The sequence below is a fragment of the Streptomyces sp. NPDC127098 genome (assembly GCF_042722465.1).
Taxonomy (GTDB): domain Bacteria; phylum Actinomycetota; class Actinomycetes; order Streptomycetales; family Streptomycetaceae; genus Streptomyces; species Streptomyces millisiae.
Genome location: NZ_JBHXFJ010000069.1, coordinates 25,635 through 40,919, shown reverse-complemented (window position 1 = coordinate 40,919; position 15,285 = coordinate 25,635). Strand labels below are relative to the sequence as shown.

Genomic DNA, 15,285 nt, shown 5'->3' with positions numbered 1-15,285 from the left:
GCTGGAAGCCGCCGGGGCGGGCCCGGAACTTCGGGGACGGTGCGCGGTTACGCGCGGGCCGTCAGAAGTCCATGCCACCGCCCATGCCGGCGTCGCCGGCGCCGGCGCCGGCCGCCGCCTTCTCCGGCTTGTCGGCGATGACGGCCTCGGTGGTGAGGAACAGCGCCGCGATGGACGCCGCGTTCTGCAGCGCGGAGCGGGTGACCTTGGCCGGGTCGATGATGCCCTCGGCCAGCAGGTCGACGTACTCGCCGGTCGCCGCGTTCAGGCCGTGGCCCGGGGTCAGGCCGCGGACCTTCTCGACCACGACGCCGCCCTCGAGGCCGGCGTTGACCGCGATCTGCTTCAGCGGGGCCTCCAGGGCCAGCTTGACGGCGGCCGCACCGGTCGCCTCGTCGCCCTCGAGCTCCAGCTTCTCGAACACCGAGGCGGCCTGCAGCAGGGCCACGCCACCACCGGCGACGATACCCTCCTCGACGGCGGCCTTGGCGTTGCGCACCGCGTCCTCGATGCGGTGCTTGCGCTCCTTGAGCTCCACCTCGGTGGCCGCGCCGGCCTTGATGACAGCGACGCCGCCGGCCAGCTTGGCGAGGCGCTCCTGGAGCTTCTCGCGGTCGTAGTCCGAGTCCGAGTTCTCGATCTCGGCGCGGATCTGGTTGACGCGGCCCTGGACCTGCTCGCTGTCACCGGCACCGTCGACGATGGTGGTCTCGTCCTTGGTGATGACCACCTTGCGGGCGCGGCCCAGCAGGTCGAGGGTGGCGTTCTCCAGCTTGAGGCCGACCTCCTCGGAGATGACCTGGCCGCCGGTGAGGATGGCGATGTCGTTCAGCATGGCCTTGCGACGGTCGCCGAAGCCCGGGGCCTTGACGGCGACGGACTTGAAGGTGCCACGGATCTTGTTGACGACCAGCGTGGACAGCGCCTCGCCCTCGACGTCCTCGGCGATGATCAGCAGCGGCTTGCCGGACTGCATGACCTTCTCCAGCAGCGGCAGCAGGTCCTTCACGCTGCCGACCTTGGAGTTGACGATGAGGATGTAGGGGTCCTCGAGCTCCGCCTCCATGCGCTCCATGTCGGTGGCGAAGTAGGCCGAGATGTAGCCCTTGTCGAAGCGCATGCCCTCGGTGAGCTCCAGCTCGAGCCCGAAGGTCTGCGACTCCTCGACGGTGATGACGCCTTCCTTGCCGACCTTGTCCATGGCCTCGGCGATCAGCTCGCCGATCTGGGTGTCGCCGGCGGAGATGGAGGCGGTGGAGGCGATCTGCTCCTTGGTCTCGACCTCCTTGGCCTGGTTGAGCAGGGCCTCGGAGACCTTCTCGACCGCGGCCTCGATGCCGCGCTTCAGCGCCATCGGGTTGGCGCCGGCGGCCACGTTGCGCAGGCCCTCGCGGACCAGCGCCTGGGCCAGCACGGTGGCGGTGGTGGTGCCGTCGCCCGCGACGTCGTCGGTCTTCTTCGCGACCTCCTTGACGAGCTCCGCGCCGATCTTCTCGTAGGAGTCCTCGAGCTCGATCTCCTTGGCGATGGAGACACCGTCGTTGGTGATGGTGGGGGCGCCCCACTTCTTCTCAAGGACGACGTTGCGGCCCTTGGGGCCGAGCGTGACCTTGACGGCGTCAGCGAGCTGGTTCATCCCGCGCTCGAGGCCGCGCCGGGCCTCCTCGTTGAACGCGATGATCTTGGCCATTGAAGGGGTCCTCCCAGGTACCGGGGTGGATTACTCCGGACCGCGCTGGCGCCCGCGACGGACGGTCCACCGACGGGCGGTTCCTTGCCCCACCTGCCGAGCGGACCTCACCGAACCGGTCCTTGCTGTCACTCTCACCCGGAGAGTGCTAACGCCATGATTAGCACTCTCCCCCCGAGAGTGCAAGCGCCCCGGAGGGGCTCCATGAGGGGTGGTGGTCGGTTGGGGGCCCTTCCCGGCGTTAGCCGGGGGAGGGTGGGCGCAAGCGCCCCGGAGGGGCGCGAACGCTCCGAGGGCCCGCGCCCGTGGTGCGGGCGCGGGCCCTCGGAGGTGAGGCCGCGGTGTACGGTCGGCGATTCAGGCGGTCACCCGGACCATGTCGGCCTGTGGCCCCTTCTGACCCTGAGAGATCTCGAACTCGACCCGCTGTCCCTCTTCCAGGGTGCGGTAGCCGTCCATCTGAATCGCGCTGTAGTGGACGAACACGTCCGCACCACCGTCTACCGCGATGAAGCCGTAGCCCTTCTCCGCGTTGAACCACTTGACGGTGCCCTGAGCCATTCCTAACTCCCCATTTTGCTGGCCCTTTCACGAGACCGCACTTCGCGGGCCCGGGTCAGACCTCTCAGACCCAACCCCCGGGCGGTGTGGGGGTGTGCGCCGGAACGCGTCGACCGCCGCTGAATGTATCTGGACGGACGCCCAGTGCAACAGGCCATTCGAGAGAGAATTCTTGGCACGACAGAACGGGCAAATGCCGTATTTTAGCTGAAAGTTGAATCAATCACCATGGCTTTATCGCCCCAACCCGACAATTCGTACGTCGATTTTCGGCACAATATTTGCGCCAGCTGTCGCGAATTCATATGCGGCTGGCATCGGCCGGGGGCGACCCGGGGCTCACTCTATCGCCACCGGGACGGCCGACCGCCCCGAGCCGGACGGGCTCGGGGCGGTCGTGGAGCGCGTGTGGAGCTGGGGATTCGCGGCGGTAAAGGCCACTTACCGGACAAACGGAGGATCAGCCTCCGGCGACGGCCGGAATGATCGACACGCCCGCGCCGTCCGGCGTCGGGGTCAGCAGCCCTTCCGTGAAGCGAACGTCGTCGTCGTTCACATAAACGTTGACGAACCGACGCAACCGGCCTTCGTCGTCCAACACCCGGGCGGCTATCCCCTGGTGGTTGCGGTCGAGGTCGGCCAGCACCTCGGCCAGCGTCTGCCCCTCGGCCGTCACCTCGGACCGGCCGCCGGTGTACGTGCGCAGGATGGTGGGGATTCGGACGGTCACGCTCATTCCAGGCCAGCCTCTCGGAAGGAGTCCAGGGTGGGACGGATGGTCGCGGTCGGGCCGGTGTCGGCGGCGACCGCGTCCAGGGTCTTGAGACCGTCGCCGGTGTTCATGACGACGGTGGTCAGCGAGGGGTCGAGGGTGCCCTCGGCCAGCAGCTTCCGCGCCACGCCGAGCGTCACGCCGCCCGCGGTCTCGGTGAAGATCCCCTCGGTCCTGGCCAGCAGCTTGATCGCCGAGACGATCTCCTCGTCCGTGACGTCGGCGACCGCGCCGCCCGTGCGGCGCGCGATGTCCAGCACGTAGGGGCCGTCCGCCGGGTTGCCGATGGCCAGCGACTTGGCGATGGTGTTCGGCTTGACCGGCCTGACCACGTCGTGGCCGGCGCGGAAGGCCTGGGAGACCGGCGAGCAGCCCTCGGCCTGGGCGCCGAAGATCCGGTACGGCTTCTCCTCGACCAGGCCGGTGGCGATCAGCTCCTTGAGCCCCTTGTCGATCTTGGTGAGCTGGGAGCCCGAGGCGATCGGGATGACCAGCTGGTCCGGCAGCTGCCAGCCGAGCTGCTCGCAGATCTCGAAGGCCAGCGTCTTGGAACCCTCCGCGTAGTAGGGGCGGAGGTTGACGTTCACGAAGCCCCAGCCCTCGCCGAGCGGGTCGCCGATGAGCTCGCTGCAGAAGCGGTTGACGTCGTCGTAGCTGCCCTCGATGGCCACCACCTGGCCGCCGTAGACGGCCGCCATGACCACCTTGCCCTGCTCCAGGTCGTGCGGGATGAAGACGCAGGAGCGCAGGCCCGCGCGGGCCGCGGCGGCGCCGACCGCGCCGGCCAGGTTGCCGGTGGAGGAGCACGAGAGGGTGGTGAAACCGAAGGCGCGCGCCGCCTCAAGCGCCTGTGCGACCACTCGGTCCTTGAAGGAGTGGGTCGGGTTTCCCGAGTCGTCCTTGACGTAGAGCGGGCCGGTCACGCCGAGCTCGGCGGCCAGCCGGTCGGCCTTCACCAGCGGGGTGAAGCCGGGGTTCAGGTTGGGCTTGCTGGCGACGTCCGCCGGCACGGGGAGCAGCGGCGCGTAGCGCCAGATGCTCTTGGGGCCGGCCTCGATGCGCCGGCGAAGGCCCTCGGGGTCGCCGCTCGGCAGGTCGTACGCGATCTCGAGCGGCCCGAAACAGGAGGCACAGGCGAAAATCGGGCTGAGCGGGAAGCGCTCGCCGCACTCCCGACAGGAGAGCGCTGCGGCGGGGCCGAGATCGACGGCTGCGGTGGGTGACGAGTCGGCTGTGGTCAGCACGGACATGGCTATGGAGGCCCTTCTCCTCATCTTCCCCGGGGCGACTCTCGCCTCAGGCCGGAATTGGCACCTTCCCCACCGGGAGCCTCGCCCGGGCGCGGTCGTCACCGACCGTCACTCCGCGTCACGAGAACCGGCGGAAGGGTTGCCGGGGCTTCAACGGGCCGTTCCCTCTGCCCCTCTGGATGAGCTCTATGCGATTGTCGGCGCGTCCCCCGATATGCGGAGGACACCTGCGCTGTTCGAGACTGTAACCGACGCCCCCCAGAATGGCCCGGGCCGTCCGATACGCGAGACACGAGGAGACACGGGAGACAGTGGGCGATCCGGGAGACAGCCGTGCACTGACGCGGGCCTGAGGCCGTCCGCGGCGACCGGGAGAAGTCGGGCCGGAAGCGGACCCACCGAGAAACATGGTCTCGGCGGATTCGGGTACGCCGGTATAGGGCAGATACGGCCAAACGATGCAATGGTGGCCAAACAAGATCTAATACGGCCGAACGCGAACAGGAGCGACATTCGTGCTGGAAGAGGCAGAGGAGTGGCTGAGCCGCCGGTCCTGGACCGCCGCTGACCGCCCGCTGCCGCGGCTGTTGAACGCGAAGCGGGCAGCAGGGGCGGCAGGGAGCATCAGCGTGGTACTCCCCGCGCTGAACGAGGAGGCGACCGTCGGTGCCATCGTGGAAGCGCTCCGGCGCGACCTGATGGAGCGCGTGCCGCTCATCGATGAACTGCTGGTGGTGGACTCCGGGTCCACCGACCGCACCTCGGAGGCCGCGGCAGCGGCGGGCGCGAAGGTAGTGCACCGCGATGAGATCCTGCCGCGGATGCCGACCGCCCCGGGCAAGGGCGAGGTGCTGTGGCGCTCGCTGATGGCGGCGAGCGGCGAGATCATCTGTTTCGTCGACGCCGACCTGCGGGAGTTCGACTCCACCTTCGTCTCGGGCATAGTCGGCCCCCTGCTCACCGACCCCGACGTGCAGCTGGTCAAGGCCATGTACGACCGGCCGCTCGGCGACAAGCCGGCCGGCGCCCACCAGGGCGGCCGGGTCACCGAGCTGGTCGCCCGACCGCTGCTCAACCTGCACTGGCCCCAGCTGGCCGGCGTGGTCCAGCCGCTGGGCGGCGAGTACGCGGCGCGCCGCTCGCTCCTCGAGCGGCTGCCGTTCCCCGTCGGCTACGGCGTGGAGCTCGGCCTGCTGATCGACACGCTGAACACGGCGGGCCTGGACGCGCTGGCCCAGGTCGACGTGGGGGTGCGCAAGCACCGCCACCAGGACGGGCAGGCGCTCGGCCGGATGGCGGCGGCGATCATGCGGACCGCCCAGTGCCGGCTGCCGGGGTCCGTGCTGCCGATGCGGCTCGACATGACCCAGTTCGACCGCGGCGAGGAGGGCGGCTTCCTGCCCCGCACCCACCTGATCAACGCGGAGGAGCGGCCGCCGATGTCCACCATCCCCGAGTACGCGGCGCGCCAGGCGGCGTAGCCCCGGAGCCGGGTCGTCGGTTATGCGGTGTCCCCCGCCCCGGCCGGGGCGGGGGACACCACGCCGTGCGGGGCGGGCGGGCGTGACGTGTCGCATGTTTCGCCCGCCCCGCGCCTGGCTAGCCTCGGAAGTGCACTCCTCGCCCTTACACCTCGACCTCCCCAGGGAGTTTCGATGACCACCGAAGTTCTGGTCGCGTCCAACCGCGGCCCGGTCAGCTACTCGGTGGGGGCCGACGGCTCCCTCACCGCGCGGCGCGGTGGCGGCGGGGTCGTGTCGGGTCTGATGGCGCTCGGCTCCCGCGCCGGCACCTGGGTCTGCGCGGCGCTCGGCGACGGCGACCGGGCCGCCGTCGACCGCTTCGGCGCCACGCTGCCGGCCGCCGACACGGACGGCCAGTCGGTCCGGATGCTGCGGATCCCGCCCGCCACCTACGACGCCGCCTACAACGGGGTGGCCAACTCGGTGCTGTGGTTCGTCCACCACCTGCTCTACCAGACGCCGCTCGAGCCCGTCTTCGACGAGGCGTTCGAGGAGCGCTGGGCCGGCTACGAGGCCTACAACACGGCCTTCGCGGAGGCGCTCGCCGAGGAGGCGGGCGAGGGCGCCGCCGTGCTGGTACAGGACTACCACCTGTCGCTGGTGCCGCGCATGTTGCGCGAGCGCCGCCCCGACCTGCGGATCGGCTTCTTCGCGCACACCCCGTGGGCGCCGCCCGAGCTGTTCCGGGTGCTGCCCGACCCGATCGCCCGCCAGGTGCTGCTCGGCGTCCTGGGTGCCGACCGGGCCGCGTTCCACACCCGACGCTGGGCGGACGCGTTCGCCGCCTGCTGTGCCGACCAACTGGGCGTCGGGCTCTCCGGCGACGTGGTGGCGCACGAGGGCGGCACCACCAGGCTCGGGGTGCACGCGCTCGGCGCCGACGCGGACTTCCTGCGGGAGCGGGCGTTCCGCCCCGACGTGGACGAGCGGCTCGCCGCGCTGCGCGCCGAGATCGGCGACCGGCGCACCATCGTGCGGGTCGACCGCACCGAGCTGTCGAAGAACATCGTGCGCGGGCTGCTGGCCTACCGGCGGCTGCTGACCGACCGGCCCGAGTGGCACGGGCGGGTCACCCACGTCGCGTTCGCCTACCCGTCCCGGCAGGACCTGGCGGTCTACCGCGAGTACACGGCCGAGGTGTCGCGGGTCGCCGAGGCGATCAACGTGGAGTTCGGCACGGCCGACTGGTCCCCGGTGCTGCTGCATGTCAAGGACGACTTCGCGCGCTCGCTCGCCGCCTACCGGCTGGCCGACGTGGCGCTGGTCAACCCCGTCAGGGACGGGATGAACCTGGTGGCCAAGGAGGTCCCGGTGATCTCCGAGGAGGGCGTGGCCCTGGTGCTGTCCCGCGAGGCCGGCGCCGCGGCCGAACTCGGCGAGGACGCGCTGCTGGTCAACCCGTACGACATCGCGGGCACCGCGCAGGCCCTGCACCGGGCGCTGACCATGCCGCCCGACGAGCGGGCCAGGCGCAGCGAGCGCCTGGCCGCGGCGGCCACGGCGCTGCCCCCCACCGACTGGTTCCTCGACCAGCTGTCCGCGCTTCAGGCCTGACGGCCCGGGGACCGGCCGCCGCCGGGCTCGGCCGGCGGCACCGGACGAGGCGGCTTCGGCAGCGGCTCGGGCGGCGGCGTCGGCTCGTCGGGTCCTGGCGGCATGGGCGGTTCGGGCCCCGGCCGCGGCAGCGGCCCCGGTTCCGGCGGCGGCTTGGGCGGCGGCGGGACGGGTTCACGGTCGTGGTGCGTCACCCACCCCGGGTGCCCCCACCGGGCGGAACTAACCGCAGACCGCGCGGTCGATCATGGCGACCGTGGCCTCCGCCTGCTCCAGGAAACGCTCCTGGTCACCGAGCCGGGTGGTGAAGACGGCGGCGGCGGCCGACACCTCGCCGTCGGGCGTGACGGCGGCCTCGGACGAGGTGCCGAACGAGGTGCCGCCGTGGAACCAGACCCCGGCGTCGCAGCCCTCGGCCGGCCGCCAGGCTATGCCGAGCCCGTATCCCGCCCCGGGCGAGCCGAAGTCGGCCGGCACGGTGGTGCGCATCTGCGTCAACTGCTCGGCCGGCAGCAGCGTGCCGTCCATCAGGGCCCGCAGGAAGGTGTTCATGTCGCTCGTGGTGGAGACGATGCCGCCGTCGGCGCCGCCGCCCACGGAGAGCGTGGTGTCGGTGAGCTCCTCCTGGCCGGGGAACTGCAGATAGCCGGTGGCGGTGGGCTGCGGCACGTAGGAGGAGGTCCGCATGGTCATGGTGTGGCGCAGGTCGAGCGGCTCGATGATCCGCTCGTGCGCCTCCTGCTCCCAGGGGTGCCCGGTGGCCCGCTCGATGATCATGCCGGCCAGCACGTAGTTGGTGTTGGAGTACGCCCACCGCGTCTCGGCGCCGGGATCCCGCGCGTCCGGCAGCCAACCGGGGGCGCGCGTCATCGCCAACGCGACCTGTTCCTCCGGCGTCTGCGCCGTGAATCGTTGCGCGAGATAGTTCTCGGGCGTCAACTGGGCCGGGTCGGCGAAGAGGATGTCCGTGTAGTTGGCCAACCCGCTGGTGTGCTGCAGCAGGTTACGGAGCGTTATCCGGCTTCCGTCGTTGCCGTTGCCCGTGACGACGCCGGGCAACCACTCCTCCACGGTGTCGTCGAGGCTCAACGTGCCCTCGGCGACCAGCTGGAGGGCGACCACGGCCACAAAGGTCTTGGTGTCGCTGCCGATCCGGTAGTACGCGTCGAACGGCACGCTGCCGCCCTCCTCCAGGTCGGCGACGCCCGACCTGGCCTCCCGGTCCCGGCCGGCCGCGTCCCGCGCCTGGACCACCAGACCGCTGGCACCCGTGTCGCGCACCGCGTCGGCGTCCCGCTGCAACTGGCCGCGGCCCGCGCCGCCCACGTACTCCCCCGGCACGGCCTGCGCCCAGGCCCCCGGGCCCAGCACGCTGGCCGCGCCGATCGCCCCGATCCCCGCCACGGCCAGGGCCGCCCTGGCCCACGCCCCGTGTCCGAACCGCCTGTTGCTCCCGCTGACCCCGCTGTTCCTCTTCATGGCTCAAACGCTACGGAGCGTCAGCTCCGGGCACGATCCAGCCAGCACGTGTCCTCGGGGTAGTGCTAGCCCCCCATCGCGTCGGCCAGTTCGCCGAGGAACGCGGCGAGGCCGGCCGGGCCCGGCACGGTCAGGTCGGTCGCCTCGGCCAGCCGCGGCACCTCGGCGCTGCCGCTGCACACCCGCAGCCCGGGCACGTCCGCCGCCCGCAGCGTGGCGACCGCCTCGAAGGCCGCCAGGTCACCCAGGTCGTCGCCCGCGTACAGCACGGCGCCGGCGTTCTTCTCCCGGACCAGCGCGGTCAGCGCCGCGCCCTTGTCCATCCCCGGCGGCCGCAGTTCGAGCACCTGCCGACCCGGCTCGACGACGAGGCCACGGGAGGCCGCGACCCGGTCCATCGGCTCGCGCAGGGCGGCGAACGCGCCGTCCGGGTCCGGGGCGCGACGGGTGTGCAGGGCAAGGGCGTTGCCCTTGTCCTCCAGGTGCGCGCCGGTACGCCGGGCCCAGGCGTTGACCTCGAGACGGGCCGCCGCGATCCCGGGGTGCGGCGGCGGCACGCTGAGCTCGCCGGTCGCCGCCTCCCAGCGTTCGGCGCCGTAGGCGCCGAGCACCACGAGCCCGGCCAGCTCCGGGTGCGCCTCGAAGCCGCCGAGCCGCACGGCGACCTCGGCCGGTCGCCCGGTGACGATCGCCACCGCCGCCACCCGGCCGGCCAGCCGTGCCAGCGCCGGCACGGCGTCCGGGTGCGCCCTGGCCAGCGCCGGGTCCTCGACAATCGGCGCCAGCGTCCCGTCGAAGTCGAACGCCAACAACGCCCGCGCCGGCGCCCCTACGATCGCCCTCAGGCCGGCCCGGCCCTCATCCGTCCGCGGTTCGGGAAGGTTGCCCATGCGGCGACCATACCGGCCGGACGCGGCCGTCCTGCTCGCCCCCACGAACCGGACGTGGCCGTCCTGCTGGCCCTCCCGCGCCGCCGGACACGGCGACGCCGCCGGGCCGCCGGACACGGCGACGCCGCCGGGCCGCCGCGCCGTCGGGGCGAAGCCCGGCGCGCGCAGCGCGCACCGCGCCAGCGGAAGCGGGGCGGGTGGGCGGGGGCGATAACCCGGTCAGCGCGTGGCCCGCTGGCGGGCGCGGCGGGCGCGGAGGCGGTTGATGGTGACGGGGTCGTGGGCCAGCGCGGCGGGGTCGTCGAGGAGGGCGTTCAGCCGTTGGTAGTAGCGGGTCGGGGAGATGCCGAGCCGCTCCCTGATGGCCCGCTCCTTCGCGCCGGCGCGCGGCCAGGAGGCGCGCTCGACGGCGAGGATCGCCCGGTCGCGGGCGGACAGTCCTTCGGCGGCCTCGGCGGCCTCGTCCCGTCCTTCCCCCTCTGTCCTCACCCGGGCATTTTATGCCGGGCCTCGGACACTCGGCCCCTGGGTAGTGCGTTACCCGAGGGAACGCCGCCGCGTGTGAGGAGTCCCGATGTCCGTCACCGAACCGACCGTCACCGAGCGGGAGACAGCGACCCAGCCGGACTGCTGGCGGCGCGCCGAGCGCGACGCGCGCACCGCGTACGCCGGTGGTCTCGCCGACGCGCTGCCGCGCCCCGGCGAGCGCGTGGCCGTGACCGGCTGCGGCACCTCGTGGTTCGTCGCCCAGTCGTACGCCGCGCTGCGCGAGGCCGCCGGGCAGGGCGAGACGGACGCGTTCGCCGCCTCCGCGTTCCCCGTCGCCCGCGGCTACGACCGGGTGGTGGCCGTCACCAGGTCCGGCACCACCACCGAGGTCCTCGACCTGCTGGCGGAGTTGCGGGTGCGGCGGCCGGGCGCGCCGGTGCTCGTGCTCACCGCAGACCCGGCCTCGCCGGTGTTGCGCGCCGCCCGGCACGTCGTCGTGCTGGACTACGCGGACGAGCGGTCCGTGGTGCAGACCCGGTTCGCGACCACCGCGCTGGCGTTCCTGCGCGCCGCGCTGGCGGCGGCCGGGCCGCTGCCGCTCGGCGTGCGGTCGCTGGCCGAGGCCGCCGCCGACGCGGAGTCGGCGCTCGCCAGGCCGCTAGACGCCGCCGTGGTGGCGGCCGAGCAGTGGACGTTCCTCGGGCAGGGCTGGGGTCACGGCCTGGCGCTGGAGGCCGCGTTGAAGCTGCGCGAGGCGGCCGGCGCCTGGACGGAGGCGTATCCGGCGATGGAGTACCGGCACGGCCCGATCGCGGTCGCCGCGCCGGGCCGGGTGGTGTGGTCGCTCGGGGAGCTGCCGCCCGGTCTGGTGGACGAAGTGCGCCGCACCGGGGCGCTGTTGGTGCCGGGGGACGGGCTCGACCCGATGGCCGGTCTGGTCCGCGCCCAGCGGCTCGCGGTGGCCGTGGCGGCGGCCCGTGGCCTGGATCCCGACCGGCCGCGTCACCTCACCCGTTCCGTCGTTCTCCCGCAGCGAAGCGCGTAGTGGACTAGACCTCTCGGGGCGTCTGGGGCGAGACTTGCGCCTGTGAGCCTCCCCCAAGACGGCCGGCGAGCCGGCCAAGTCGCCGCAGAAGCCCACGACTCCTACGTGCTCGCGCTCGACGTGGGCGGCACCACCATGAAGGCCGCGCTGACCGGCCCCGACAACGTCCCCCGGTTCGAGACGCGTCGGCTGACCGGCTCGGGCGCGGGGCCCGACGACGCCGTGGCGGCGATCCTGGACTTCGCCGGCGAGTTGCGGGCGATCGGCGAGGAGCGGTTCGGCGGTCCGCCGGCCGCCGCCGGCGTCGCGCTGCCCGGCATCGTGGACGAGGCGGCCGGCGTCGCCGTCTACTCGGCCAATCTCGGCTGGCGCGACGTCCCCTTCCGCCGGCTGCTGAGTGAGCGTCTGGGCGGCGGGATCCCCGTCGCCGTCGGGCACGACCTGCGGGTCGCCGCCCTGGCCGAGGGGCGGCTCGGCGCGGGCGTCGGCGTCGACCGGTTCCTGCTGGTCGCGCTCGGCACCGGCATCGCCGCGGCGCTCTCGATCGACGGCCGGACGGAGCCCGGCGCGCACGGCAGGGCCGGGGAGCTCGGCCACGTCGTGGTGCGCCCCGGCGGCCCGCCCTGCAGCTGTGGGCAGCGCGGCTGCCTCGAGGTCGTCGCGTCGGCGGCCGCCGTGGGCCGCGCCTGGGCCGCGGCGGCCGGCGCCCCCGGGCTCGACGCGGCCGACGCCGCGCGCGCCGTGGCGGCCGGCGATCCGCGGGCCGCCGTCGTCTGGGAGCGGGCGGTCGACGCCCTCGCCGACGGGCTGCTGGCCGCCGTCAGCCTCCTCGACCCGCGCACCCTGATCGTCGGTGGCGGCCTGGCCGAGGCCGGCGAGACGCTGCTCACCCCGCTGCGCGCGGCCCTCGCGGCCCGCGCCGTCGTCCTCCACCGGCTGCCCGAGATCGTGCCGGCCGGCCTCGGCGACGCCGCCGGCTGCCTGGGCGCCGGGCTGCTCGCCTGGGACCGCGCGCTGGCGGTGGTGCCGTCGTGAGCGCGCCCACGTACGCCACGCGGACGGTGCTCGCCGGGGCGACCGTGGTGCGGCCGAGCGGCGTGGTCGAGGCCGGCCGGGTCACCGTCGAGGGCGGCAGGATCGCGGCCGGCCTGCGGGACGAGGCCGAGTCGGCCGAGGTGTTCGACCTGACCGGGCACTGGGTACTGCCCGGCTTCGTCGACCTGCACGCGCACGGCGGCGGCGGCGCCTCGTTCTCCGCCGGCAGCGCCGAGGAGGCGATGCGCGTGGTCGAGACCCACCGGGCGCACGGCACCACCACGATGGTCGCCTCGACGGTCACCGGCGAGCTCGGCGACCTCGCCGACCAGGCCGCGGCGCTGGCCGACCTGGTCGAGCAGGGCGAACTCGCCGGCGTGCACTTCGAGGGGCCCTTCATCGCCCGCAACCGCTGCGGCGCCCACCAGCCCGCGCTGCTGCGCGACCCGGACCCGTCCGACGTGCGGAAGCTGCTCGACGCCGCCCGCGGCACGGCCCGCATGGTGACGCTCGCGCCGGAGCTCCCCGGCGGGCTCGACTCGGTGCGGCTGCTGCGGGACGCCGGGGTGATCGCCGCCGTCGGCCACACCGACGCCGACTACGAGACGACCAGGTGGGCCGTCGACGCGGGCGCCACGGTCGCCACCCACCTGTTCAACGCCATGCCGCCGCTCGCCCACCGCGCGCCGGGGCCGGTGGCCGCGCTGCTCGAGGACGAGCGGATCACCGTCGAGCTCATCGACGACGGCGTCCACCTGCACCCGGCGGTCCTGCGGCTCGCCCTCACCTCGGCCGGCCCTGACCGGGTGGCGCTGATCACCGACGCGATGGGCGCGGCCGGCATGGGGGACGGCACCTACCCGCTGGGCCCGTTGACCGTGGAGGTCGTCGACGGCGTCGCCAGGCTGCGGGACGTCGGGGCGATCGCCGGCTCCGCGCTCACCCTCGACGTCGCGTTCCGGCGTGCGGTGACAGTGAACGGCGTCTCGGTGTCCGACGCCGTGCGGGCGCTTTCCGTCAACCCGGCCAGGCTGCTCGGCCTCGACCACCGGATCGGCTCGATCGAGGAGGGCAAGGACGCGGACCTGGTGGTGTTCGACGCGGACTACGCCCTGGTCGGCGTGATGCGGCGGGGCGAGTGGGTGGTGCGGCCGTGCCCGTGACGCCGTGCGCCGAGCTGCTGTCGGGCGCCTTCGCGACGGGGCGGGCGCTGCCGGCGTTCAACGTGATCACCCTGGAGCACGCGCAGGCGGTGGTGGCCGCGGCCGAGTCGGCCGGCTCGCCGGTGGTGTTACAGGTCTCGCAGAACGCGGTGGCCCACCACGGCGGCCGGCTCGCGCCGCTGGCCGCCGCGCTCACCGAGCTGGCCGCGGCCTCGCCCGCCCGCCTCGCGCTGCACCTGGACCACGTGACGGACCCGGAGTTACTGCGGGCCGCGCCGGCCGCCGGCTTCGGTTCCGTGATGTTCGACGCCTCGCGGCTGCCGTACGACGAGAACGTGAAGGCGACCGCCGAGGCGGTGCGGTTCGGGCACGCGCACGGGCTGCTCGTGGAGTCGGAGCTCGGCCGGATCGGCGGCAAGCCCGGGGAGCCCTTCGACGCGCACGCGCCGGGCGTGCGCACGGACCCGACCGAGGCGGCGGCCTATGTGGCGGCGACCGGCGTGGACGCGCTCGCGGTGGCGGTGGGCAGCACACACGCGATGACCCGCCGCACGGCGGAACTCGACCACGGCCTGATCGCCCGGCTCGCCGCCGCCTCCAGCGTGCCGCTGGTGCTGCACGGCTCCTCCGGGGTGTCCGACCCGGAGCTGCGGCGGGCGGTGGCGGCCGGCATGACCAAGATCAACATCGGCACGGCCCTCAACGTGGCGCTGACCCGCGCGGTCCGCGCCGAGCTGGCCCTGGCCCCGACGGCCGTCGACCCACGCCCCTACCTGGCCGCCGGCCGGACGGCCATGCGGGAGGCGGCCGAGCGACTGATCGACGCGCTCGGCCGGCCGGGTCCTACAGCTGCTCCTCCGAGATCAGGAACTGGTCGATGAGCACGTCGCAGGACGAGGTGCAGCTCAGCTGGATGGTGTTCTGCCCCTCCTGGAGGTCGACCAGGTTGAACGTCGACACCCAGCTGTCCGCCCACTCGTCGCTGCCCGTCGCCCAGTCCTTCAGGTCGACGCCGTCCTCCCGCGCCGTGCCGTTGACGGAGAAGGACATCGTCTGGCCGTCGCTGACCGTCGAGTAGCCCGTGTAGAAGTAGTACTGGCCGGCGTCGCCCTGGAGGTCGAAGGTCCAGGTGATGGTGGAGTTGGGCGTCACGGTGATGTAGCTGCCGTCGTCGGAGCGCGCGTTGGCCACCCCGGTCTGCAGGCCCGCGCCGCCGCCGAACTGGAGCGACGCCAGCTCGGCCACCGGCAGCTCGCCGGCGGCGTCCTCGTCCGTGGGCTCGTCGGTGGGCTCGTCGTCTGTGCCGCCCTCGCCGCCGTCGTTGGTCGAGTCGTCCGGCGGGGCGGTGGTCTCGGTGCCGTCGGCCTGGTTGTCGTCCTCGCCGTCACCGCTGAACATGATGGCCGCGCCGACGCCCAGCACCACGGCGAGCACCACCGCGATGGCACCGATCAGCAGCCCGTTGCGCCGCGGCTCGGGGGCCTGACGGCGACCGTGCCCGCCGTGGCCCACCGGCGGCACGCCGCCCGGCCGGGTCTCGGGGGCCGCGTAGCGCGTGTCCGGCTGTGGGTAGCCGTATCCGCCACGCTGCCCCTGGCCCTGACCCTGCTGACCGCCGTAGGTGCGCTGCCCGACCGGTCTGACCTGGTTGTACGAGGGCTGGCGGGGCCCGGACGGCGCCTGCGGCTGCCCGTCCTCGGGTCGATAGAGATAGGCGAACGGGTCGTCGCCCTCGCCGGGCGTTCCGCCGCCGGTGTTCCCCGCACTCATCGACTGCCGCTCCTTAGGTACCGCTGGTGTTCGGGCGCGAGCCTACCGCGTTCGGGTGACAGCA

Annotated in this window: 14 protein-coding genes and 1 riboswitch; of the genes, 6 read left to right on the top strand and 8 right to left on the bottom strand. The window is 73.4% G+C overall.

The window, feature by feature from the left end; genetic code table 11:
• Nucleotides 1–61: 61 nt before the first annotated feature.
• The 4 genes from groL to thrC form a co-directional block, all read right to left on the bottom strand.
• The gene (gene groL, locus ACFWI8_RS30690) at nucleotides 62–1,690 is read right to left on the bottom strand and encodes a chaperonin GroEL (RefSeq protein ID WP_132930282.1); all 1,629 of its coding nucleotides are present in this window, start codon (nucleotides 1,688–1,690) and stop codon (nucleotides 62–64) included.
• Nucleotides 1,691–2,047: 357 nt separating this feature from the next.
• A complete protein-coding gene (locus ACFWI8_RS30685; RefSeq protein ID WP_004986573.1) occupies nucleotides 2,048–2,251 on the bottom strand; it encodes a cold-shock protein in 204 nt (67 codons plus the stop codon).
• Between the two features lie 460 nt (nucleotides 2,252–2,711).
• The gene (locus ACFWI8_RS30680) at nucleotides 2,712–2,987 is read right to left on the bottom strand and encodes a MoaD/ThiS family protein (RefSeq protein ID WP_387098247.1); all 276 of its coding nucleotides are present in this window, start codon (nucleotides 2,985–2,987) and stop codon (nucleotides 2,712–2,714) included.
• A complete protein-coding gene (gene thrC, locus ACFWI8_RS30675; protein ID WP_387098245.1) occupies nucleotides 2,984–4,273 on the bottom strand; it encodes a threonine synthase in 1,290 nt (429 codons plus the stop codon). Before thrC ends, ACFWI8_RS30680 begins: the two co-directional genes overlap by 4 nt.
• Nucleotides 4,274–4,290: 17 nt before the next feature.
• A riboswitch (SAM riboswitch) is annotated at nucleotides 4,291–4,459 on the bottom strand.
• Nucleotides 4,460–4,788: 329 nt separating this feature from the next.
• Between thrC and ACFWI8_RS30670 the strand changes: the two genes are divergently transcribed.
• Nucleotides 4,789–5,754 carry a glucosyl-3-phosphoglycerate synthase gene (locus ACFWI8_RS30670; protein ID WP_311604806.1) on the top strand — a complete coding sequence of 322 codons (966 nt, stop codon included), beginning with the start codon at nucleotides 4,789–4,791 and terminating at the stop codon, nucleotides 5,752–5,754.
• Between the two features lie 174 nt (nucleotides 5,755–5,928).
• Nucleotides 5,929–7,350, top strand: coding sequence for a trehalose-6-phosphate synthase (locus tag ACFWI8_RS30665; RefSeq protein WP_387098243.1), 1,422 nt, complete (start codon nucleotides 5,929–5,931; stop codon nucleotides 7,348–7,350).
• A 222-nt stretch (nucleotides 7,351–7,572) separates the two neighbouring features.
• Here the strand turns inward: ACFWI8_RS30665 and ACFWI8_RS30660 are convergent, their stop codons facing one another.
• The 3 genes from ACFWI8_RS30660 to ACFWI8_RS30650 form a co-directional block, all read right to left on the bottom strand.
• Nucleotides 7,573–8,829: a serine hydrolase domain-containing protein gene (locus tag ACFWI8_RS30660; RefSeq protein ID WP_387098241.1), complete on the bottom strand. Its 1,257-nt coding sequence runs from the start codon at nucleotides 8,827–8,829 to the stop codon at nucleotides 7,573–7,575.
• Between the two features lie 65 nt (nucleotides 8,830–8,894).
• Nucleotides 8,895–9,719: a trehalose-phosphatase gene (gene otsB / locus ACFWI8_RS30655; RefSeq protein ID WP_387098239.1), complete on the bottom strand. Its 825-nt coding sequence runs from the start codon at nucleotides 9,717–9,719 to the stop codon at nucleotides 8,895–8,897.
• Between the two features lie 219 nt (nucleotides 9,720–9,938).
• Nucleotides 9,939–10,208 carry a DUF3263 domain-containing protein gene (locus tag ACFWI8_RS30650; RefSeq protein ID WP_387098238.1) on the bottom strand — a complete coding sequence of 90 codons (270 nt, stop codon included), beginning with the start codon at nucleotides 10,206–10,208 and terminating at the stop codon, nucleotides 9,939–9,941.
• A gap of 85 nt (nucleotides 10,209–10,293) precedes the next feature.
• Between ACFWI8_RS30650 and ACFWI8_RS30645 the strand changes: the two genes are divergently transcribed.
• From ACFWI8_RS30645 to ACFWI8_RS30630, 4 genes are all read left to right on the top strand, one after another.
• Nucleotides 10,294–11,253: an SIS domain-containing protein gene (locus tag ACFWI8_RS30645; RefSeq protein WP_387098236.1), complete on the top strand. Its 960-nt coding sequence runs from the start codon at nucleotides 10,294–10,296 to the stop codon at nucleotides 11,251–11,253.
• 135 nt (nucleotides 11,254–11,388) lie between these two features.
• The gene (locus tag ACFWI8_RS30640) at nucleotides 11,389–12,288 is read left to right on the top strand and encodes an ROK family protein (RefSeq protein ID WP_387098251.1); all 900 of its coding nucleotides are present in this window, start codon (nucleotides 11,389–11,391) and stop codon (nucleotides 12,286–12,288) included.
• Complete coding sequence (nagA, locus tag ACFWI8_RS30635) at nucleotides 12,285–13,451, top strand: N-acetylglucosamine-6-phosphate deacetylase (RefSeq protein WP_387098234.1); 1,167 nt, start codon at nucleotides 12,285–12,287, stop codon at nucleotides 13,449–13,451. Before ACFWI8_RS30640 ends, nagA begins: the two co-directional genes overlap by 4 nt.
• Nucleotides 13,442–14,332, top strand: a complete 891-nt coding sequence (locus ACFWI8_RS30630; protein WP_387098232.1) for a class II fructose-bisphosphate aldolase — start codon at nucleotides 13,442–13,444, stop codon at nucleotides 14,330–14,332. Before nagA ends, ACFWI8_RS30630 begins: the two co-directional genes overlap by 10 nt.
• On the opposite strand, the gene ACFWI8_RS30625 is transcribed toward ACFWI8_RS30630, so the two are convergent.
• Nucleotides 14,295–15,221, bottom strand: coding sequence for a carbohydrate-binding protein (locus ACFWI8_RS30625; protein WP_387098230.1), 927 nt, complete (start codon nucleotides 15,219–15,221; stop codon nucleotides 14,295–14,297). The two genes, ACFWI8_RS30630 and ACFWI8_RS30625, sit on opposite strands and share 38 nt — an antisense overlap.
• Between the last annotated feature and the right edge of the window lie 64 nt (nucleotides 15,222–15,285).

Excerpts from the sequence above, each read along its gene's own strand:
- groL (WP_132930282.1), bottom strand. The coding sequence starts at position 1,690 with ATGGCCAAGATCATCGCGTTCAACGAGGAGGCCCGGCGCGGCCTCGAG.
- ACFWI8_RS30685 (WP_004986573.1), bottom strand. The coding sequence starts at position 2,251 with ATGGCTCAGGGCACCGTCAAGTGGTTCAACGCGGAGAAGGGCTACGGC.
- ACFWI8_RS30680 (WP_387098247.1), bottom strand. The coding sequence starts at position 2,987 with ATGAGCGTGACCGTCCGAATCCCCACCATCCTGCGCACGTACACCGGC.
- thrC (WP_387098245.1), bottom strand. The coding sequence starts at position 4,273 with ATGTCCGTGCTGACCACAGCCGACTCGTCACCCACCGCAGCCGTCGAT.
- ACFWI8_RS30665 (WP_387098243.1), top strand. The coding sequence starts at position 5,929 with ATGACCACCGAAGTTCTGGTCGCGTCCAACCGCGGCCCGGTCAGCTAC.
- ACFWI8_RS30660 (WP_387098241.1), bottom strand. The coding sequence starts at position 8,829 with ATGAAGAGGAACAGCGGGGTCAGCGGGAGCAACAGGCGGTTCGGACAC.
- otsB (WP_387098239.1), bottom strand. The coding sequence starts at position 9,719 with ATGGGCAACCTTCCCGAACCGCGGACGGATGAGGGCCGGGCCGGCCTG.
- ACFWI8_RS30645 (WP_387098236.1), top strand. The coding sequence starts at position 10,294 with ATGTCCGTCACCGAACCGACCGTCACCGAGCGGGAGACAGCGACCCAG.
- ACFWI8_RS30640 (WP_387098251.1), top strand. The coding sequence starts at position 11,389 with ATGAAGGCCGCGCTGACCGGCCCCGACAACGTCCCCCGGTTCGAGACG.
- ACFWI8_RS30625 (WP_387098230.1), bottom strand. The coding sequence starts at position 15,221 with ATGAGTGCGGGGAACACCGGCGGCGGAACGCCCGGCGAGGGCGACGAC.